The organism is Ralstonia sp. PBBBR1 (assembly GCF_002256165.1).
GTDB classification, from domain to species: Bacteria; Pseudomonadota; Gammaproteobacteria; order Burkholderiales; family Burkholderiaceae; genus Ralstonia; species Ralstonia thomasii.
Genome location: NZ_NKIL01000010.1, coordinates 127,682 through 144,978 on the forward strand (window position 1 = coordinate 127,682; position 17,297 = coordinate 144,978).

15 protein-coding genes are annotated in these 17,297 nt (G+C 64.5%); all 15 read left to right on the top strand.

Annotated features, from left to right (window positions below):
* The first annotated feature begins 67 nt into the window (after nt 1-67).
* Nucleotides 68-1,114, top strand: a complete 1,047-nt coding sequence (locus tag CFE42_RS18800; protein ID WP_238563821.1) for a TIM44-like domain-containing protein — start codon at nt 68-70, stop codon at nt 1,112-1,114.
* 145 nt (nt 1,115-1,259) lie between these two features.
* Nucleotides 1,260-1,922, top strand: coding sequence for an SCP2 sterol-binding domain-containing protein (locus tag CFE42_RS18805; RefSeq protein WP_004633261.1), 663 nt, complete (start codon nt 1,260-1,262; stop codon nt 1,920-1,922).
* Nucleotides 1,919-3,496: a ubiquinone biosynthesis regulatory protein kinase UbiB gene (gene ubiB, locus CFE42_RS18810; protein WP_004633260.1), complete on the top strand. Its 1,578-nt coding sequence runs from the start codon at nt 1,919-1,921 to the stop codon at nt 3,494-3,496. The genes CFE42_RS18805 and ubiB overlap by 4 nt, the downstream gene beginning before the upstream one ends.
* Nucleotides 3,497-3,519: 23 nt before the next feature.
* Nucleotides 3,520-4,149 carry a hypothetical protein gene (locus tag CFE42_RS18815; RefSeq protein ID WP_004633257.1) on the top strand — a complete coding sequence of 210 codons (630 nt, stop codon included), beginning with the start codon at nt 3,520-3,522 and terminating at the stop codon, nt 4,147-4,149.
* 230 nt (nt 4,150-4,379) lie between these two features.
* Entirely contained in the window at nt 4,380-5,819 is a 1,440-nt protein-coding gene (locus tag CFE42_RS18820) for a sodium:solute symporter family protein (protein ID WP_004633256.1), read from the top strand.
* Between the two features lie 245 nt (nt 5,820-6,064).
* Complete coding sequence (locus tag CFE42_RS18825; RefSeq protein ID WP_004633254.1) at nt 6,065-6,397, top strand: FmdB family zinc ribbon protein; 333 nt, start codon at nt 6,065-6,067, stop codon at nt 6,395-6,397.
* A gap of 30 nt (nt 6,398-6,427) precedes the next feature.
* Nucleotides 6,428-7,165 carry a DUF502 domain-containing protein gene (locus CFE42_RS18830; protein WP_004633251.1) on the top strand — a complete coding sequence of 246 codons (738 nt, stop codon included), beginning with the start codon at nt 6,428-6,430 and terminating at the stop codon, nt 7,163-7,165.
* A gap of 51 nt (nt 7,166-7,216) precedes the next feature.
* Nucleotides 7,217-9,088: an aspartate--tRNA ligase gene (gene aspS / locus CFE42_RS18835; protein ID WP_004633249.1), complete on the top strand. Its 1,872-nt coding sequence runs from the start codon at nt 7,217-7,219 to the stop codon at nt 9,086-9,088.
* 165 nt (nt 9,089-9,253) lie between these two features.
* Nucleotides 9,254-10,111, top strand: coding sequence for a hypothetical protein (locus tag CFE42_RS18840; protein WP_004633247.1), 858 nt, complete (start codon nt 9,254-9,256; stop codon nt 10,109-10,111).
* A 116-nt stretch (nt 10,112-10,227) separates the two neighbouring features.
* Nucleotides 10,228-10,713 (top strand): dihydroneopterin triphosphate diphosphatase, encoded by a 486-nt coding sequence (gene nudB / locus CFE42_RS18845; RefSeq protein WP_004633244.1) that lies wholly within the window; start codon nt 10,228-10,230, stop codon nt 10,711-10,713.
* A 1-nt stretch (nt 10,714) separates the two neighbouring features.
* Nucleotides 10,715-11,461 carry an endonuclease/exonuclease/phosphatase family protein gene (locus CFE42_RS18850; protein WP_004633242.1) on the top strand — a complete coding sequence of 249 codons (747 nt, stop codon included), beginning with the start codon at nt 10,715-10,717 and terminating at the stop codon, nt 11,459-11,461.
* A complete protein-coding gene (gene clsB, locus CFE42_RS18855; RefSeq protein WP_004633241.1) occupies nt 11,458-12,726 on the top strand; it encodes a cardiolipin synthase ClsB in 1,269 nt (422 codons plus the stop codon). Before CFE42_RS18850 ends, clsB begins: the two co-directional genes overlap by 4 nt.
* Nucleotides 12,727-12,765: 39 nt before the next feature.
* On the top strand, nt 12,766-14,430 hold the full coding sequence (locus CFE42_RS18860; protein ID WP_004633238.1) for an acyl CoA:acetate/3-ketoacid CoA transferase: 1,665 nt from the start codon (nt 12,766-12,768) through the stop codon (nt 14,428-14,430).
* 404 nt (nt 14,431-14,834) lie between these two features.
* On the top strand, nt 14,835-15,425 hold the full coding sequence (locus CFE42_RS18865; RefSeq protein WP_021196492.1) for a TetR/AcrR family transcriptional regulator: 591 nt from the start codon (nt 14,835-14,837) through the stop codon (nt 15,423-15,425).
* Between the two features lie 51 nt (nt 15,426-15,476).
* The gene (locus CFE42_RS18870) at nt 15,477-17,264 is read left to right on the top strand and encodes an acyl-CoA dehydrogenase C-terminal domain-containing protein (protein ID WP_004633232.1); all 1,788 of its coding nucleotides are present in this window, start codon (nt 15,477-15,479) and stop codon (nt 17,262-17,264) included.
* Nucleotides 17,265-17,297 lie beyond the last annotated feature (33 nt).

A 17,297-nucleotide genomic window follows, 5' to 3' on the forward strand; every position in this document is an offset into this window, starting at 1 on the left:
TTCACATTGAATTTCGGCGTTGACGTCTTCATCTAATGGCGTCACTGCGACTGGAGAGAAGACAGCGATGAGTTTGCACTGGGGTGGAAAATTGATGGCGGGCGCGCTGGTCGCGACGCTCGCACTGGGCACGGCAATCGATGCCAACGCCAAGCGTATGGGTGGCAGCCGCAGCATCGGCAAGCAGTCGTCCACCGTGACGCAACGCCAACAGACGCCGCCGGCCACAACGCCGTCGCCGACACAGCAGGCCGCACCGGCCGCGCAACCTTCACCGGCCGCACCGGCTCCGGGCGCACCGGCCGCAAAGCCCGGACGTAACTGGGGCGGCATGCTGGGCGGCCTGGCTGCCGGTCTGGGTATCGGTTATCTGCTGTCGAAGTTCGGTCTGGGCGCGGGCCTCGCCTCGTTGCTGTCGAACCTAATCCTGATCGCACTCGTCGCCTTTGTGGTGATGTGGATCATCCGCAAGGTCCGCGGCAGCCGTCCGCAAGGCCCTGCCTATGCCACGGGTGGCCCGTCGCTGGGCGGCGACCGTGAACCGTACGTGCCGCAACCTGCCGCACCGGCCCCGCAGGCTTCTGCTCCGGCGGCCGCATCGCTCAACACCGGCAACACGTCGGGCCTCGGCGCCGGCGCGGCAACCGCCGCACAGTCGTGGAACCTGGGTGGTTCGGCTGCGAGCGCGCAGGCCGTCAACGCTCAGCCTGCTGCAGCCGCACCGCAGCAGCCGTGGGGCGTGCCGGCAGATTTCGACACGCAAGCCTTCCTGCGCAACGCCAAGGTGTACTTCATCCGCCTCCAGGCCGCTTGGGACGCGGGCAATCTCAACGACATCCGGGAGTTCACCACGCCCGAGATGTTTGCCGAGATCAAGATGGACCTGGCCGACCGCGGCACTTCGCCCAACAAGACCGACGTGGTCTCGGTCGAAGCCGAAATGCTGGGCATCGAAACGCAGGCCGCCGAGTACCTCGCGAGCGTGCGCTTCTCCGGCATGATTCGCGAAGAAGCCAACGCCCCTGCACAGCCGTTTGCCGAGGTCTGGAACCTGACCAAGCCGACGCGGGGCGCAGGCGGCTGGGTGTTGGCGGGTATTCAGCAGTTGCAGTGATGCCGTAACAACTTGAAGCGGCGCAAACGGCCGTTTCAACATTCCCCGTAAAATAGGGCCCGACCGTCTGGTTCGGGCCCTTTTTGTTGCCCGCCGCTAGCCCGCTTTTTGCTGCTTTCTTGCTGTTTTTGCGCACCGTCACCGCATGTCCTCGACAGCCACTTCGTCTCCGTCTTCGTTTCCGCTCGTGCTGATGCAGCCGCTGCTGCTCGCGCTCAACCATCTGCTGCGCCAGGAGCCCTGGGCGCAGGAGACGTTGCGGCCCTTCGCGGGCCGCGTGGCGCGCTTTGACCTGGCGCCCATGTCGATGACGTTGCAGGTGGACGCCGCCGGCCTGGTGACCGCTCCCGCGCCTGATGTTGAACCGGCTGTGACCGTTGTCGTGCCGCTCGCGGCCGCTGCCGGCGATTACGCCACGGGCGGGCAGGCCGCCGTGCTCAAGCACGTGCGCATCGAGGGCGAGGCCGAATTTGCCAACGTACTGTCGACACTGCTGCGCAACCTGCGCTGGGATGCGGCCGAAGACCTCTCGCGTGTGTTTGGCGACGTGATCGCGCAGCGCATGGTGAGCGGCGCCCAGGCCGCCCGCACCGAAGCCACGCGCGTCAGCCGTTCGCTGGCGGAATCGGTGGCGTCGTACCTGACCGATGAGCAACCGACGCTGGTGCGCCATGCGCGCCTTGCGCAGTTCGCCGCCGATGTGGCCGCACTGCGTGACGCCGAAGCGCGTCTGGTCAAACGGCTGGAGCGGCTCGAAAAGCTCCCGCGACCGGCCACCCGGACCGCACGTCAGGGTGAATCGGCATGACGCGCTTCTTCCGGCTGGGCAAGATCGTTTTCGTCATCCTCTATTACGGGCTGGATCAGCTCGCGTTGTCGGGCTTCAAGAGCCGCCGCATTCGCGCGCTGGTCTGGCTGCTCACGCTGGGCCGCAAGCCGAAACTCCCGCGTGGCGAGCGCCTGCGCCTGGCGTTGGAGCAGCTTGGGCCCATCTTCGTGAAGTTCGGGCAGGTGCTGTCGACGCGGCGCGATCTGCTGCCGCCAGATGTGGCCGACGAACTGGCCAAGCTGCAGGATCGTGTGCCGCCGTTCGACCCGAAGGTGGCCGCCGCCATCGTGGAGAAATCGCTCGGCAAGCCGCTCTCGGCGCTGTTCCATCGTTTCGATCATCACCCCGTGGCGAGCGCGTCGATTGCACAGGTGCATTTCGCCACGTTGCGCGGCGGCCCCTATGATGGTCGCGAGGTGGCGGTCAAGGTCTTGCGCCCGGGCATGCTGCCTGTGATCGACAGCGACCTCGCGCTCATGCGGGATCTCGCTACCTGGATCGAAAAGCTGTGGGCCGACGCCAAGCGCCTGAAGCCGCGCGAGGTGGTCGCCGAGTTCGACAAGTACCTGCACGACGAGCTGGACCTGATGCGCGAGGCGGCCAACGCCAGCCAGCTGCGCCGCAATTTTGCCAAGTCCGATCTGTTGCTGGTGCCCGAGGTGTTCTGGGATTGGTGCACGTCTGAAGTGTTCGTGATGGAGCGCATGCACGGCATGCGGATCTCGCATACCGAAGAGCTGCGTGCCGCCGGTGTCGACATGCACAAGCTCGCCCGCGACGGCGTGGAGATCTTCTTCACGCAGGTCTTTCGCGACGGCTTTTTCCATGCCGACATGCACCCGGGCAACATCCTCGTGAGCGTGGCACCCGAGACGCTGGGCCGCTATATCGCGCTGGATTTCGGCATCGTCGGGGCGCTGTCGGAGTTCGACAAAAACTACCTCGCGCAGAACTTCCTGGCGTTTTTCCAGCGCGACTACCACCGCGTGGCGGTGCTGCATATCGAGTCCGGCTGGGCGCCGGAAGAGACGCGCGTGGAAGAGCTGGAAGGCGCCATCCGCGCATGCTGCGAACCGTATTTCGATCGGCCGCTGGGCGAGATCTCGCTTGGCCTGGTGCTGATGCGGCTGTTCCAGACCTCGCGCCGCTTCAACGTGGAAGTGCAGCCGCAGCTCGTGCTGCTGCAGAAGACGCTGCTCAACGTGGAAGGCCTTGGGCGCCAGCTCGATCCCGATCTGGACCTGTGGAAGACGGCCAAGCCCTTCCTCGAGCGCTGGATGCACGAGCAGATCGGCTGGCGCGGTTTTGTCGAGCGACTGAAGGTCGAGGCGCCGCAATGGGCCAACAAGCTGCCGGACTTCCCGCGTCTGGTGCACCAGATTCTGGATCGCCACTCCCGCGAGGACGGCAATGCGCAAACTGCGGCGCTCACCGCGCTGCTTGCCGAGCAAAAGCGCACGAACCGGCTGTTGTCCGCCGCGCTGCTGTTCATCGGTGGCTTCGCGGTCGGCATTGTCGCGACGCATGTGCTGGCCTGGATGGCCCGTTACTGATCCGCCTTCACTTTCCCAGCGCCATGGCCCAACCGCCCGTCTTCCAATCCCGTGACGCCGCCGATCCCGCCTTCTGGGACGAGCGGTTCAGCCGCGAGCACACCCCATGGGATGCCGCCGGCGTGCCTGCCGCATTCCAGCAATTCTGTGAAGCGCAGCCTGCGCCGCTTTCTACGCTGATCCCGGGTTGCGGTAACGCCTACGAGGCCGGCTGGCTTGCCGAGCGCGGCTGGCCGGTCACGGCGATCGACTTTGCACCGAGCGCCGTGGCATCGGCCAGGGCCGTGCTGGGCCCGCACGCCGACGCGGTGCAATTGGCCGATTTCTTCCGCTTTTCGCCGCCTCGCCCGGTGCACTGGATCTACGAACGCGCATTTCTGTGTGCGATGCCGCGTCGGCTGTGGCCCGACTACGCCGCGCAGGTGGCGAAATTGCTACCGCCGCGCGGGTTGCTTGCGGGCTTCTTTGCCGTGGTGGAAGGCCGTGAGGCGATGCCCAAGGGGCCGCCGTTCGAGACCACGCAGCCTGAGCTGGATGCGCTGCTGTCGCCTGCGTTCGAACGCATCAGCGATATGCCGATCGCCGAAACCGACTCGATTCCGGTGTTTGCCGGGCGCGAGCGTTGGCAAGTCTGGCGGCGCCGCGCTGATTGATCTGTCTACCCGGTCAGTGTTGGTGCGAAGCAACATGAGCCGTGGTCAACAAAAAGCCTACTGGCGCCCGTTGCGGGCCGTCGCCCAAGAATCTGGCAAACCGGGCGGCATTCGTGGTCGCACCGATGCCCCGGCGCGCAGTCCCATCGCTATAATCCGGCCACTTTGCCCGGCACCCCTGGGCCCAAAACCGGGCCACCATGGGTTTTCCTGCTTCTTTCCGCGCTGCCATGCTGATCTGGTTTGTCATTGTTTACTGGGTGATTTCGGTCGGGATCGGCCTGTGGGCTGCACTGCGCGTGCGCAGTACCGCCGACTTCGCCGTGGCTGGCCGCAGTCTGCCGTTCTACGTCGTGACCGCCACGGTGTTCGCCACCTGGTTCGGCTCCGAGGCGGTGCTCGGGATTCCCGCGGAATTTCTCAAGGATGGCCTGCACGGTGTGGTGGCCGATCCGTTCGGTTCGTCGCTGTGCCTGGTGTTGGTGGGTCTGTTCTTTGCCAAGCCGCTGTACCGGATGAACCTGCTCACCATTGGTGACTTCTATCGCAACCGCTTTGGCCGCGTGGCCGAAACGCTGACCACCCTGTGCATCGTCGTGTCGTACCTGGGCTGGGTGGCAGCGCAGATCAAGGCGCTGGGGCTGGTGTTCTACACCGTGTCTGACGGCGCGGTTTCGCAAGACCTCGGGATGATGATCGGCGCGGGCAGCGTGCTGGTCTACACGCTGTTTGGCGGCATGTGGTCGGTGGCGGTGACGGATTTCATCCAGATGATCATCATCGTGATCGGCATGCTGTACATCGGCTGGGAAGTGTCGGGCCAGGCCGGTGGTGTGGGCGCGGTGGTGGCGCACGCCGCGGCTTCGGGCAAGTTCTCGTTCTGGCCGGCGTTCAACCCGATCGAGGTCATCGGCTTTGTGACGGCGTGGATCACCATGATGCTCGGCTCGATCCCGCAGCAGGACGTATTCCAGCGGGTGACGTCATCGCGCACGGAGCGCATCGCCGGCACGGCTTCGGTGCTGGGCGGCGTGCTGTACTTCATGTTCGCGTTCGTACCGATGTTCCTGGCGTATTCGGCCACGCTCATCGACCCGGAGATGGTCGCGAAATACATCGATACCGATTCGCAGATGATCTTGCCGAACCTGGTGCTGCAGCATGCGCCGATCTTCGCGCAGGTGATGTTCTTCGGTGCGCTGCTCTCAGCCATCAAGAGCTGCGCGAGCGCGACGCTGCTGGCGCCCTCCGTGACGTTCGCCGAAAATGTGCTGCGTCCGCTGCTGCCCAACATGGACGACAAGCGTTTCCTGCGCGTGATGCAGGCAGTGGTGCTGACGTTCACGGTCTTGGTGACGCTCTTTGCGCTGAACTCGCATCTGTCGATCTTCCACATGGTCGAAAGCGCCTACAAGGTGACGCTGGTGGCCGCGTTCGTGCCCTTGGCCTTCGGCCTGTTCTGGAGGCGCGCGACCAAGCAGGGCGGTCTGTTGGCCATCATCCTGGGCCTCGCGGCGTGGATCTGGTGCGAAGCGTTCCAGCCGAATGCGATGCTCCCGCCACAATTGGTTGGCCTCCTTGCCAGCTTTGGCGCGATGGTCCTGGGCTCTCTCGGACCACAGTGGATCGCGAACCGCGCGCCGACCACCAAGGCGGTCACGCAAGCCTGAGCGTCTCGTTGCGGGCGTGCGCGGTGTGCCACTTTGTCGCATACCGCCATCGCCTGCTCCCAATCTGCGGTCGGGGATTCTCCTAAAAGGGTTTATAATTCAAGGCTTTGCGCGCCCGCACTTGTGTGGCACGCGGTTGCCCCAATCTTGCGAGAGCCCGTGCGCATTTCCCGCAACACGTTCGCGGGATGAGCGGGCAATCCAATCGCTTTCTTGTCATTTGTTTGTTCCAGGGTGAGGACACCATGCCGATTTATGCTTATCGATGCGACGCCTGCGGCCACGCCAAAGATGTGCTGCAGAAGATGAGCGACGCGCCGCTGACGGATTGCCCCGCATGCGGCGCGCCGGCGTTCAAGAAGCAGCTCACCGCTGCCGGCTTCCAGCTCAAGGGTTCGGGCTGGTACGTGACGGACTTCCGTGGCGGCTCGGGCGGTGCATCGGCTGCGGCGGCGGGTACCGGTACGGCAGCCAAGACGGATGCCGCTGCGCCGGCCGCGTCGTCGGACAGCGTGTCGTCCAGTGCCAGCGCGCCGGCTGCGTCCGGTGGCTGCGGCACGTCCTGCGCTTGCCACTGATTGCATCGCTTACCTTTTGGTCCATCGCCCATGAAACAGAAAACCAGCGCACTCAAGACATGGTTCCTGACCGGTCTTCTGGTGCTTGTCCCGCTCGCGATCACGCTGTGGGTGCTGTCGCTCATCATCGGTACGATGGACCAGAGCCTGGCGCTGCTGCCGTCGGCATGGCAGCCGGATCAGCTGTTCGGGCGGCGCATTCCCGGCGTGGGGGCCATTCTCACGCTGGCGTTCATCCTGATCGTGGGCGTGCTCGCGCACAACTTCATCGGCCAGAAACTGGTGCTGTGGTGGGAAGCGCTCGTGGGCCGCATTCCCGTGGTCGGCCCCATCTATTCGAGCGTGAAGCAGGTGTCGGACACGCTGCTGTCGTCCAACGGCAATGCGTTCCGCAAGGCGCTGCTGGTGCAGTACCCGCGCGAGGGCTCGTGGACGATTGCCTTCCTGACCGGCCGCCCGGGCGGTGATGTTGAAAACCACCTGCAAGGCGAGTACGTCAGCGTGTATGTGCCGACCACGCCCAACCCGACGTCGGGTTTCTTCCTGATGATGCCCAAGGCCGACACCATCGAGCTGGACATGACGGTGGATGCGGCGCTCAAGTACATCGTGTCGATGGGGGTGGTGGCGCCCGAAGCGCTGCCGCGCCGCATGGACCCGCCCGATGCCTCGCCACAGACGGAGGACCGGTCGCCGGCTCAAGTGCCGCGCGACCCTTCGAATCCGACCGCGCTGCCTGCAGAGGGCGGCGCCATCGCGGCACCCTGAGCCGGCGACACGAACGAAGTCGAATCGACGCCGGCCTCCCGATCAACTTTCATGCGCGACGCTTCATTGGCGGCGCGCTTCGCGGAAAACCACAACATGCAAATGCGTACTCAATACTGCGGTCAGGTCACCGAACAACTGCTCGGCCAGAGCGTCACGCTGTCGGGCTGGGCCCATCGTCGTCGCGACCACGGTGGCGTGATCTTCATCGACCTGCGCGACCGTGAAGGCTTGGTGCAGGTCGTCTGCGACCCGGACCGCCCGGAGATGTTCAAGGTGGCCGAAGGTGTGCGCAACGAGTTCTGCCTGCAGGTGAAGGGCGTCGTGCGCGCCCGCCCGGAAGGCACCACCAACGCCAACCTGACCAGCGGCAAAGTTGAAGTGCTGTGCCACGAGTTGACGGTGCTCAACGCCTCCGTCACGCCGCCGTTCCAGCTGGACGACGACAACCTGTCGGAGACCACGCGCCTGACGCACCGCGTGCTGGACCTGCGCCGTCCGCAGATGCAATACAACCTGCGCCTGCGCTACAAGGTCGCGATGGAAGTGCGCAAGTACCTCGACGACAAGGGCTTCATCGACATCGAAACGCCGATGCTGACCAAGAGCACGCCGGAAGGTGCGCGCGACTATCTGGTGCCGTCGCGCGTGAACGCCGGCCAGTTCTTCGCGCTGCCGCAATCGCCGCAGCTCTTCAAGCAGATGCTGATGGTGTCGGGCTTTGATCGCTACTACCAGATCACCAAGTGCTTCCGCGATGAAGACCTGCGCGCCGACCGTCAGCCCGAGTTCACCCAGATCGACTGCGAAACGTCGTTCCTGAACGAGCAGGAGATTCGCGACCTGTTTGAAGAGATGATCCGCACGGTGTTCAAGAACACCATGTCGGTGGACCTGGATGCCAAGTTCCCGGTGATGGAGTTCCGCGAGGCGATGGCCCGCTTCGGTTCGGACAAGCCGGACCTGCGCGTCAAGCTCGAATTCACCGAACTGACCGACGCCATGAAGGACGTCGACTTCAAGGTGTTCTCCGGCCCGGCCAACGCAGAAGGCGGCCGCGTCGTGGCACTGCGTGTGCCGGGCGGTGCTTCCCTGTCGCGTGGCGATATCGACGCGTACACCAAGTTCGTCGAAATCTACGGCGCCAAGGGCCTGGCCTGGATCAAGGTCAACGAAGTGGCCAAGGGCCGCGACGGCCTGCAATCGCCGATCGTGAAGAACCTGCACGATGCGGCCATCGCCGAGATCCTCAAGCGCAGCGGCGCACAGGATGGCGACATCCTGTTCTTCGGCGCCGACCGCGCCAAGGTGGTCAACGACGCGATGGGTGCGCTGCGCCTGAAGGTCGGCCATTCGGACTTCGCCAAGAGCACCGGCCTGTTCGAAGACGCCTGGAAGCCGCTGTGGGTGATCGACTTCCCGATGTTCGAGTACGACGAGGAAGACGCGCGCTGGGTGGCCATGCACCACCCGTTCACGAGCCCGAAGGACGAGCATCTGGAATACCTGGAAACCGATCCGGGCAAGTGCATCGCCAAGGCTTACGACATGGTGCTGAACGGCTGGGAAATCGGCGGCGGCTCGGTGCGGATCTACCGCGAAGAAGTGCAGAGCAAGGTGTTCCGCGCGCTGAAGATCAACGACGAGGAAGCGCGTGCCAAGTTCGGCTTCCTGCTGGACGCGCTACAGTACGGCGCGCCCCCGCACGGCGGTATCGCGTTCGGTCTGGATCGCGTCGTCACGATGATGGCCGGTGCCGATTCGATCCGTGACGTGATCGCCTTCCCGAAGACGCAGCGTGCGCAGGATCTGCTGACGCAGGCACCGAGCCCGGTCGACGAAAAGCAATTGCGCGAGCTGCATATTCGCCTGCGCGCCGCCGAGGCCAAGGTGGTTGCCCCGACGGCTGCAACGACCGCCTAAGCACCCGCGCCAACGCTCCACAACAAACCGCGCCGCCTGACAAGGGCGGCGCGGTTTGTTTTTGGGCGCCTGCGGGGCAACTTGCAGCGCTCGGGAACATTGCGTGCTAAACCGAATCTTTCGTGTTTCTGTCACGTTGGGTGACAATGAAGGAGGGTTGTTCAGATGGATTACATCGACTTTGCGCGCACATGGGTCGTCACCCACGCTGAGTTCCTGCTGACTTGGCTGATCACTGCGCTGCTGGTGATGACGCTGGCCTGGATCGAAATACGCCGCGCCACCCGGCGTGCCGCCATGGCGATGACCGAGGCTGTGGCCACCACGGTTGCGGCGTGCGTGCCCGAAATTGCGGCGGCGCAGAGCGCACATCCGGGCGTATCCGCATCGGCATCCTCTCCGGGTTTGGTCGAGGCGATGCGCGCACTCGGTCACCTCTCGGCGGACCGGATGCATTGGCTGCACGCCGTCGCGAACCTGCGTTTGCCTGAGACGGCGTTGCCGCCGGCGGCACCAGGCATGCCCGTGCATCCGCTCGTATACGACACGCCGCGCCCGCTGGCCGAAGTTCACTTGGCGGCAGAACGCCGCTTTGCCGATCACGCGCGTGTTTTGCAGGCCGAACGCCGCGCCCTGCAAGCGCTGGAGACCGCCGAGCGCGAGGGCTCCAGCGAACTGCATCGCATCGAGCGAGAGACCTCGGCCATCGTTGAACGCTTCGACCAGGCCAACGCGCAATCGGAGCAGACCGATGTGCAGCGCTTTCTCATCCAGAAATTCAACACGCTTGGCAATCGCGAACGCGAGTTGACCGCACAGCTCGCGGCGCTTCGCCAACAACTCGGGGAGCGTACGGAGGTGTTGTGGGCGCAATCGCAGCGTGCAGCCGATGACTATGCTGCGATGCTTGATCCGCTGGTGGCCGTAGCCCGTCGCGAGCTTGGTCACGAAACGGCGACGGATGAGACGGCACTGTGGCTTGCCCGCACGCGCACGGGTCAAGGGCCGCTGCGCGCTGCCTGATCGCTGCCACGGCATGGCAGCACGCTGAACGTCACGGTGGCACGCTTCTGGCTGCGGTAAGCTATGGACTTGCAGCGCGATCGCGCCGTCATCGAAGCACGCAGCAACCCACGCCCATGCCGCACAAGATTCCCGTCTCCGTTCTCGTCGTCATCCACACGCCCGATTTGCATGTGTTGGTGATGGAGCGGGCAGATCATCCGGGCTTCTGGCAATCCGTGACGGGTAGTTGCGACGCGCTCGACGAACCTCTGGCCGACACGGCCCGCCGGGAGGTGCTGGAAGAAACCGGCATCGACGCAGCCCAGCATCATCTGATCGACTGGGGCCACCATATCGAATACGAAATCTACCCGCGCTGGCGGCATCGCTACGCGCCGGGCATCACGCGCAACACCGAGCATTGGTTCGGCCTGCTGGTGAGCGGCAAGATGCCGGTGCGGATGTCTCCGCGCGAGCATGTGCAAGCCGAATGGTTGCCCTACCAAGATGCCGCCGCGCGCTGCTTCTCGCGCAGCAACGCCGAGGCCATCCTGCAGTTGCCCGAGCGCCTCGCTGCCTATCATGCCCGTCAGGCGGCTCTGACAAAGGACCAGGCCTGACATGCTGCGTTTGCGCGTTGCCACCTACAACATCCACAAGGGCGTGACGGGCATTGCGCGGCGCGTGCGCGTGCATGATGTGCGGCAGGGTCTGCACACCATGGACGCCGACATCGTCTTCCTGCAGGAGGTGCAGGACCGCAACGACCGCCTGGTCGCCGCAGAACTGTTCGACCCGAATTACACGCAGCTGCGCTACCTTGCGACGGACGTCTATCCGCACACCGTCTATGGCCGCAATGCCGTCTACGAGCACGGGCATCACGGCAACGCCATTCTGTCGCGGTTTCCGATCCTGCTGTCGGAAAACTTGGATATCTCCGACCACCGTTTCGAGCAGCGCGGACTGCTGCACGCCGTGACCGATCTCGGCTTCGGCGAAGTGCACCTGCTGTGTGCACACTTCGGCCTGTTCGCCCGCAGCCGGCAGCGGCAGGCGGAGGCGCTCGTCGATCGCGTGCGTTCGGTCGTGCCACCCGATGCGCCGCTCGTGGTGGCGGGCGATTTCAACGATTGGAACAACCGGCTCGATCGCACGATTTGCCAAGCGCTGGGGGCGACCGAAGTGGCCGACAAGGCCGCCAACGCGCGCCCGGTGCGCACCTTCCCGAGCCACATGCCGTGGTTGCGTCTAGACCGCATCTACGTACGCGGTTTCGATATTGAACGTGCGCATGCGCTGACCGGCCGCGAATGGGCGCAGCGCTCCGATCACGTTCCCCTGCTAGCTGAACTGGCGCATCCATGAGGGTCGTGCGCGATGCGGGTCCGCTGCGCTCGGAGTGGCGGCGGGGTAAGCCCCTGCCGGGCAACGACGTCGACCTGCTGTGCGGTGGCGCCGAGTTCTTCCCCGCACTGATCGAAGCCATCGATGCCGCTCAACGCCGCGTCGCGCTCGAAACCTACATCTACACCGACGACGCCACCGCCCACAGCGTGACCGAAGCGCTCGCCCGCGCGGCGCGCCGCGGCGTGGATGTCCACCTGACCATCGACGGCTTCGGCACCGGCCTGCTGCCCCCGAGCATTGCGGCGATGCTCGAAACGGCGGGTGTGAACTTGCGCATCTATCGTCCGGTGCGCGGTTTCCGCCTGCAGCGCCGCTACTTGCGACGGCTGCATCGCAAGATCGCCGTCATCGATGACGACGAGGCATTCGTGGGTGGCATCAACATCATCGACGACCTGAATCACGCGCCGTTTAACGACACCGCGCTGGGGCCGCGTTACGACTTTGCCGTGCGGGTGCGCGGCCCGCTGGTCTCGCAGATTGCGCTGACCGTCGACCGGCTCTGGTGGCAAATGGGCGTGCGCGTTGGCATGCGGGAGGTGGGCGTCACGGGCGTCGCCGCCGAGTTTCCGGTGATGACGGATACGCCGCGGCCACGACATCGCGGAGCATCCGGGCGAGAAAGTGAGCGCGCACCGGGCACCGTGCTGGCTTCGCTGGTGCTGCGTGACAATGTCCGTAACCGACGCGCGATCGAACGCGAATATCTGCGCGCGCTGGGTGCGGCGCGGCACGAGGTAATCATCGCCAACGCGTACTTTTTGCCGGGTGTGCGTTTCATGCGTGCGCTGGCTGCATGTCGACGGCGCGGTGTGCGCGTGCGCCTGTTGCTGCAGGGGCAGGTCGAATACCGGCTGCAGCACTACGCGACGCGGTCGCTGTATCACATGCTGCTGCGCGACAACGTCGAGATCCACGAATACACCGCCAGCTTCCTGCACGCCAAGGTGGCCGTGGTGGATGATCGCTGGGCAACGGTCGGCTCGAGCAACATCGACCCATTCAGCCTGCTACTTGCTCGCGAAGCGAACGTAGTGGTGTGGGATTCGACCGTGGCCAACGAACTGCGCGGCGCGCTGGAATGCGCCATGGCCCATCACGCACGCCGCGTCCTGGCCGATGCACACGCCGCGCGCCGCTGGTGGTGGCGCCTGGCAGATTGGTGCGCCTACCGGCTCGTGCGCCTTGGCGTCGTCATCAGCGGGCGCGCAGCACAGTATTAGTGGTACGGACATCTACAAAACAAACAAGACGGAGGAGACATGCAAGTCATCACAGCGGATGAGGCCGCGCGATTGGTGCAGCCCGGGTGGACGGTGGCATGCGCGGGGTTTGTCGGCGCGGGCCATGCAGAGGCCGTCACGCACGCGCTGGAACGCCGCTTTCTGACCACAGGCGAACCGCGCGATCTCACACTGGTCTACTCCGCCGGACAGGGGGATCGCGCTACGCGCGGCGTCAACCATTTCGGCAATCCAGGGATGACGCGCTGTGTGGTGGGCGGGCATTGGCGCTCGGCCACGCGGCTCGCAGACATGGCGCTTGCCGAGCAATGCGATGCGTTCAACCTGCCGCAGGGCGTGCTCACGCATCTGTACCGCGCCATCGCGGGCGGCAAGCCCGGCGTGCTGACCAAGATGGGCCTGCATACCTTCGTCGACCCACGCACGGAGCTTGACCCGCGCTACCACGGTGGGGCGATCAATCGCCGCGCCAAGGCGGCGCGAGCGGCAGGTAAGGCGTCCTGGGTCGAATACGAGCGCTTTCGGGGCGATGACTATCTCTTCTACCCCAGCTTCCCGCTGCACTGCGTCTTTCTGCGCGGCACTGCCGCCGACCCGCGCGGCAACATCAGCACGCACGAAGAAGCCTTTCACCACGAGTTGCTGGCCATGGCGCAGGCCGCGCGCAACTCGGGCGGCATCGTCATCGCGCAGGTGCGTCGGCTCGTCGATCGGCATGACAACCTGCAGGCGATCCACGTGCCGGGCATCCTTGTCGATTACGTGGTCGTTGCCGAGGATGAAGCCGAACACCAGATGACCTTCGGCGAGGCGTTCAACCCAACCTATATCCGCCCCTGGCAAGGCGAGGCGATCCAGCTCAAGGAAGACGCCATCGAAGCGAGCGACGCGCTGGAGGCGAGCCAGCACGGCGCGCTCGACGCCCGCACGCTGGTGCAACGCCGCGCCGTGCTGGAACTGATGGCGCAGCAACCGCGCGTCGTGAACCTCGGCGTGGGCATGCCGGCAGCGGTCGGCGCCCTGGCTGAACAGGAGGGGGCGCGCGGTTTCACGCTCACCGTGGAGGCCGGCCCCATCGGCGGCACGCCGGCGGATGGTCTCAGCTTTGGTGCCTCGGCTTACCCTGAGGCCGTGGTGGACCAGCCCGCGCAGTTCGACTTCTACGAGGGCGGTGGCATTGATCTCGCCATCCTCGGTCTGGCAGAACTGGACGGCGCCGGCAACGTCAACGTCAGCCTGTTCGGCGAGGGCGGCGACACCATTGTCGCCGGCGTTGGCGGCTTCATCAACATCACGCAGAGCGCTCGTTCAATCGTGTTCATGGGCACGCTCACCGCCGGCGGCCTGCAGGTCGAAGCCGAAGGCGGCAAGCTGCGCATCGTGCGCGAAGGACGGCTCAAGAAGATCGTGCCCGCCGTGTCGCACCTGACCTTCAACGGTGAATATGCGGCGCGATCGGGCATTCCCGTGCGCTATGTGACCGAGCGCGCCGTCTTCGAGATGCGCGCCGATGGCAACGGCGGTCGGCGCCTCACCCTCACAGAAATCGCCCCCGGCATCGATCTGCAGCGTGATGTACTGGACCAGTGTGTCGCGGAGGTTGCCGTGGCAGCCGACCTACGCGAAATGGACGCTCGCATCTTCCGCCGTGGCGCGATGTGTGCGGGCATCACGCCGGTCTGATTTTGAGGCTGTCTATTTACTGATGGGTAGCACTAGAAAACCCATCCACTGTGCCACGCCGCACGCGTTTCTTGGGTGCGGCGCACACCCCGCAAAGCCTTTCATTTAAAGGGCTTGCTGGATTCGCGCTGCACCGCGAAAGGTGGCGATTCGGTGTCGCCATTTAGATGCCCCTTTCTAATAAAACACTTGCCGCTCAAAGGCCCCCTGTAAATAATTGAACGACCGTTCGATTTTGGGCTAGAGTGTTTGCGCAGGCTGGTTTACAGTCCTGCCCGGCACGCGAAAGGCGCCCTGCAAGAAGCCAATTTTCTCGCGTGTCACGCCCCAGAAAAGAACGGAGAGAAATCATCATGCGTCACCCGACCGCTCGTCTCGAATCGAATCACGCAGCAGCCACGCCGATGCGAAAGGGCGAGTTGACGCGTGCAGCGATTCTCGATGCCGCGCTGGAACTGGCCTCGCGCGACGGACTGGAAGGATTGACGATCGGTGTGCTCGCGGAGCGCATGCAGATGAGCAAGAGCGGGGTGTTCGCGCACTTCGGCTCGCGTGAGGATCTGCAGGTGGAAGTGGTTCGCGAGTATCACAAACGGTTCGAGCAGGAAGTCTTCTACCCGAGCTTGACGGAACCGCGCGGTCTGCCGCGCCTGTGGAGCATGGTGCGACGCTGGATGGAGCGCCGCATTCAGGAGGTGACCACGGGCTGCATCTATATCAGCGGCGCGGTGGAGTACGACGATCGTGCCGAAAGCCCGGTGCGCGACGAACTCGTCAAGAGCGTGACGATCTGGCGTGCAGCTTTGGCCCGCGCGATTGCACAGGCGAAGGAAGAAGGCCATCTGCGTGCAGAAGCGGACCCGCAATTGATGCTCTTCGAGATGTACAGCCTCGAGCTGGGTCTGCATCACGATGCGCGTTTCCTGCGGTTGCCGAACAGTGCCGAACTGGCCATGGTGGCGCTCAACAAACTCATTCAGTCTTACCGAACCTGACGCGGCATCGCACACCTAGCGGTCGCGCAGTACACACCAAGGAGTTGCAAGATGGGTCAATACACCGCACCGCTGCGTGACATGCAGTTTGTTCTCCACGAGCTTCTCGGCGTGGAGAACCACCTGAAGGAGATGCCGCAGCACGCGGAGATCGATGCCGACACCATCAACCAGGTGATCGAGGAAGCGGGCAAGTTCTGCTCCGAAGTCATCTTCCCGCTCAATCAGTCCGGCGATCGCGAGGGCTGCACGTACCACGGCGACGGCGTGGTGACCGCTCCGAAGGGCTTCAAGGAGGCGTATCAACAGTACGTCGAGGCCGGCTGGCCCTCGCTGGGCTGCGATCCGGAATACGGCGGCCAAGGTCTGCCCATCCTGATCAACAACGCGCTGTACGAGATGCTGAATTCGGCCAACCAGGCCTGGACGATGTATCCGGGCCTGTCGCATGGCGCGTACGAAGCCCTGCACGCACACGGCACCGACGAGCTCAAGCAGCGTTACCTGCCGAAACTGGTGTCGGGCGTGTGGACCGGCACGATGTGTCTGACCGAGCCGCATTGCGGCACCGACCTGGGCATTCTGCGCACCAAGGCTGAACCGCTGGCCGATGGCTCGTATGCCATCACCGGCACGAAGATCTTCATCTCGGCGGGCGAGCACGACCTGGCCGAGAACATCATTCACCTGGTGCTGGCACGTCTGCCGGACGCGCCGGGCGGCACGAAGGGCATCTCGCTGTTCGTGGTGCCCAAGTTCATCCCCGATGCCAACGGCAACCCGGGCGAGCGCAACACCGTGAAGTGCGGCTCCATCGAACACAAGATGGGCATTCACGGCAACGCTACCTGCGTGATCAATCTGGACGGTGCGCGCGGTTGGATGGTCGGCGAGCCGAACAAGGGCCTGAACGCCATGTTCGTGATGATGAACGCCGCCCGTCTCGGCGTCGGCATGCAGAGCCTGGGCCTGACCGAAGTCGCGTACCAAAACTCCGCTGCCTACGCCAAGGAACGTCTGCAGATGCGCAGCCTGTCGGGCCCGAAGGCTCCGGACAAGCCGGCCGACCCGATCATCGTGCACCCGGACGTGCGCCGCATGCTGCTGACGCAACGCGCCTTTGCCGAAGGCGGCCGTGCATTTAGCTACTGGATCGCCCTTCAGATCGACCGAGAGCTGTCGCACTCCGATGAGTCGGCGCGCAAGGACGCCGCCGACCTCGTCGCGCTGCTGACGCCGATCGCCAAGGCTTTCCTGAGCGACAACGCATTCATCTCCACCAACGAAGGCATGCAGGTATTCGGCGGCCACGGCTACATCGCCGAGTGGGGCATGGAGCAGTACGTGCGCGACGCCCGCATCAACATGATCTACGAAGGCACGAATACCGTGCAGTCGCTGGACCTGCTGGGCCGCAAGATCCTCGGCGACATGGGCGCCAAGATGAAGAAATTCGGCAAGCTGGTCCAGGACTTTGTGGAAGCCGAAGGCACCAACGAAGCCATGCAGGAATTCATCAACCCGCTGGCCGACATCGGTGACAAGGTCCAGAAGCTGACCATGGAAATCGGCATGAAGGCAATGGCCAACCCGGACGAAGTCGGCGCCGCCGCTGTGCCGTACCTGCGTGTGGTCGGCCATCTGGTGTTCTCGTACTTCTGGGCCCGCATGGCCAAGATCGCTCTGGAAAAGCAAGACAGTGGCGACTCGTTCTACAAGGTCAAGCTGGCGACGGCGCGCTTCTACTTTGCCAAGCTGCTGCCTGAGACCGCTTCGCAGATCCGCATGGCACGTGCCGGCGGCGCGACGCTGATGGCACTCGAAGCCGACCTGTTCTAACAGGCGCACTTACCCGGGGCGACGCGCAAAGAC

Excerpts from the sequence above, each read along its gene's own strand:
- CFE42_RS18825 (WP_004633254.1), top strand. The coding sequence starts at position 6,065 with ATGCCGATTTATGCTTATCGATGCGACGCCTGCGGCCACGCCAAAGAT.
- CFE42_RS18805 (WP_004633261.1), top strand. The coding sequence starts at position 1,260 with ATGTCCTCGACAGCCACTTCGTCTCCGTCTTCGTTTCCGCTCGTGCTG.
- CFE42_RS18815 (WP_004633257.1), top strand. The coding sequence starts at position 3,520 with ATGGCCCAACCGCCCGTCTTCCAATCCCGTGACGCCGCCGATCCCGCC.
- CFE42_RS18865 (WP_021196492.1), top strand. The coding sequence starts at position 14,835 with ATGCGAAAGGGCGAGTTGACGCGTGCAGCGATTCTCGATGCCGCGCTG.
- clsB (WP_004633241.1), top strand. The coding sequence starts at position 11,458 with ATGAGGGTCGTGCGCGATGCGGGTCCGCTGCGCTCGGAGTGGCGGCGG.
- CFE42_RS18870 (WP_004633232.1), top strand. The coding sequence starts at position 15,477 with ATGGGTCAATACACCGCACCGCTGCGTGACATGCAGTTTGTTCTCCAC.
- CFE42_RS18840 (WP_004633247.1), top strand. The coding sequence starts at position 9,254 with ATGGATTACATCGACTTTGCGCGCACATGGGTCGTCACCCACGCTGAG.
- CFE42_RS18850 (WP_004633242.1), top strand. The coding sequence starts at position 10,715 with ATGCTGCGTTTGCGCGTTGCCACCTACAACATCCACAAGGGCGTGACG.
- CFE42_RS18860 (WP_004633238.1), top strand. The coding sequence starts at position 12,766 with ATGCAAGTCATCACAGCGGATGAGGCCGCGCGATTGGTGCAGCCCGGG.
- ubiB (WP_004633260.1), top strand. The coding sequence starts at position 1,919 with ATGACGCGCTTCTTCCGGCTGGGCAAGATCGTTTTCGTCATCCTCTAT.
- nudB (WP_004633244.1), top strand. The coding sequence starts at position 10,228 with ATGCCGCACAAGATTCCCGTCTCCGTTCTCGTCGTCATCCACACGCCC.
- aspS (WP_004633249.1), top strand. The coding sequence starts at position 7,217 with ATGCGCGACGCTTCATTGGCGGCGCGCTTCGCGGAAAACCACAACATG.
- CFE42_RS18800 (WP_238563821.1), top strand. The coding sequence starts at position 68 with ATGAGTTTGCACTGGGGTGGAAAATTGATGGCGGGCGCGCTGGTCGCG.
- CFE42_RS18830 (WP_004633251.1), top strand. The coding sequence starts at position 6,428 with ATGAAACAGAAAACCAGCGCACTCAAGACATGGTTCCTGACCGGTCTT.
- CFE42_RS18820 (WP_004633256.1), top strand. The coding sequence starts at position 4,380 with ATGCTGATCTGGTTTGTCATTGTTTACTGGGTGATTTCGGTCGGGATC.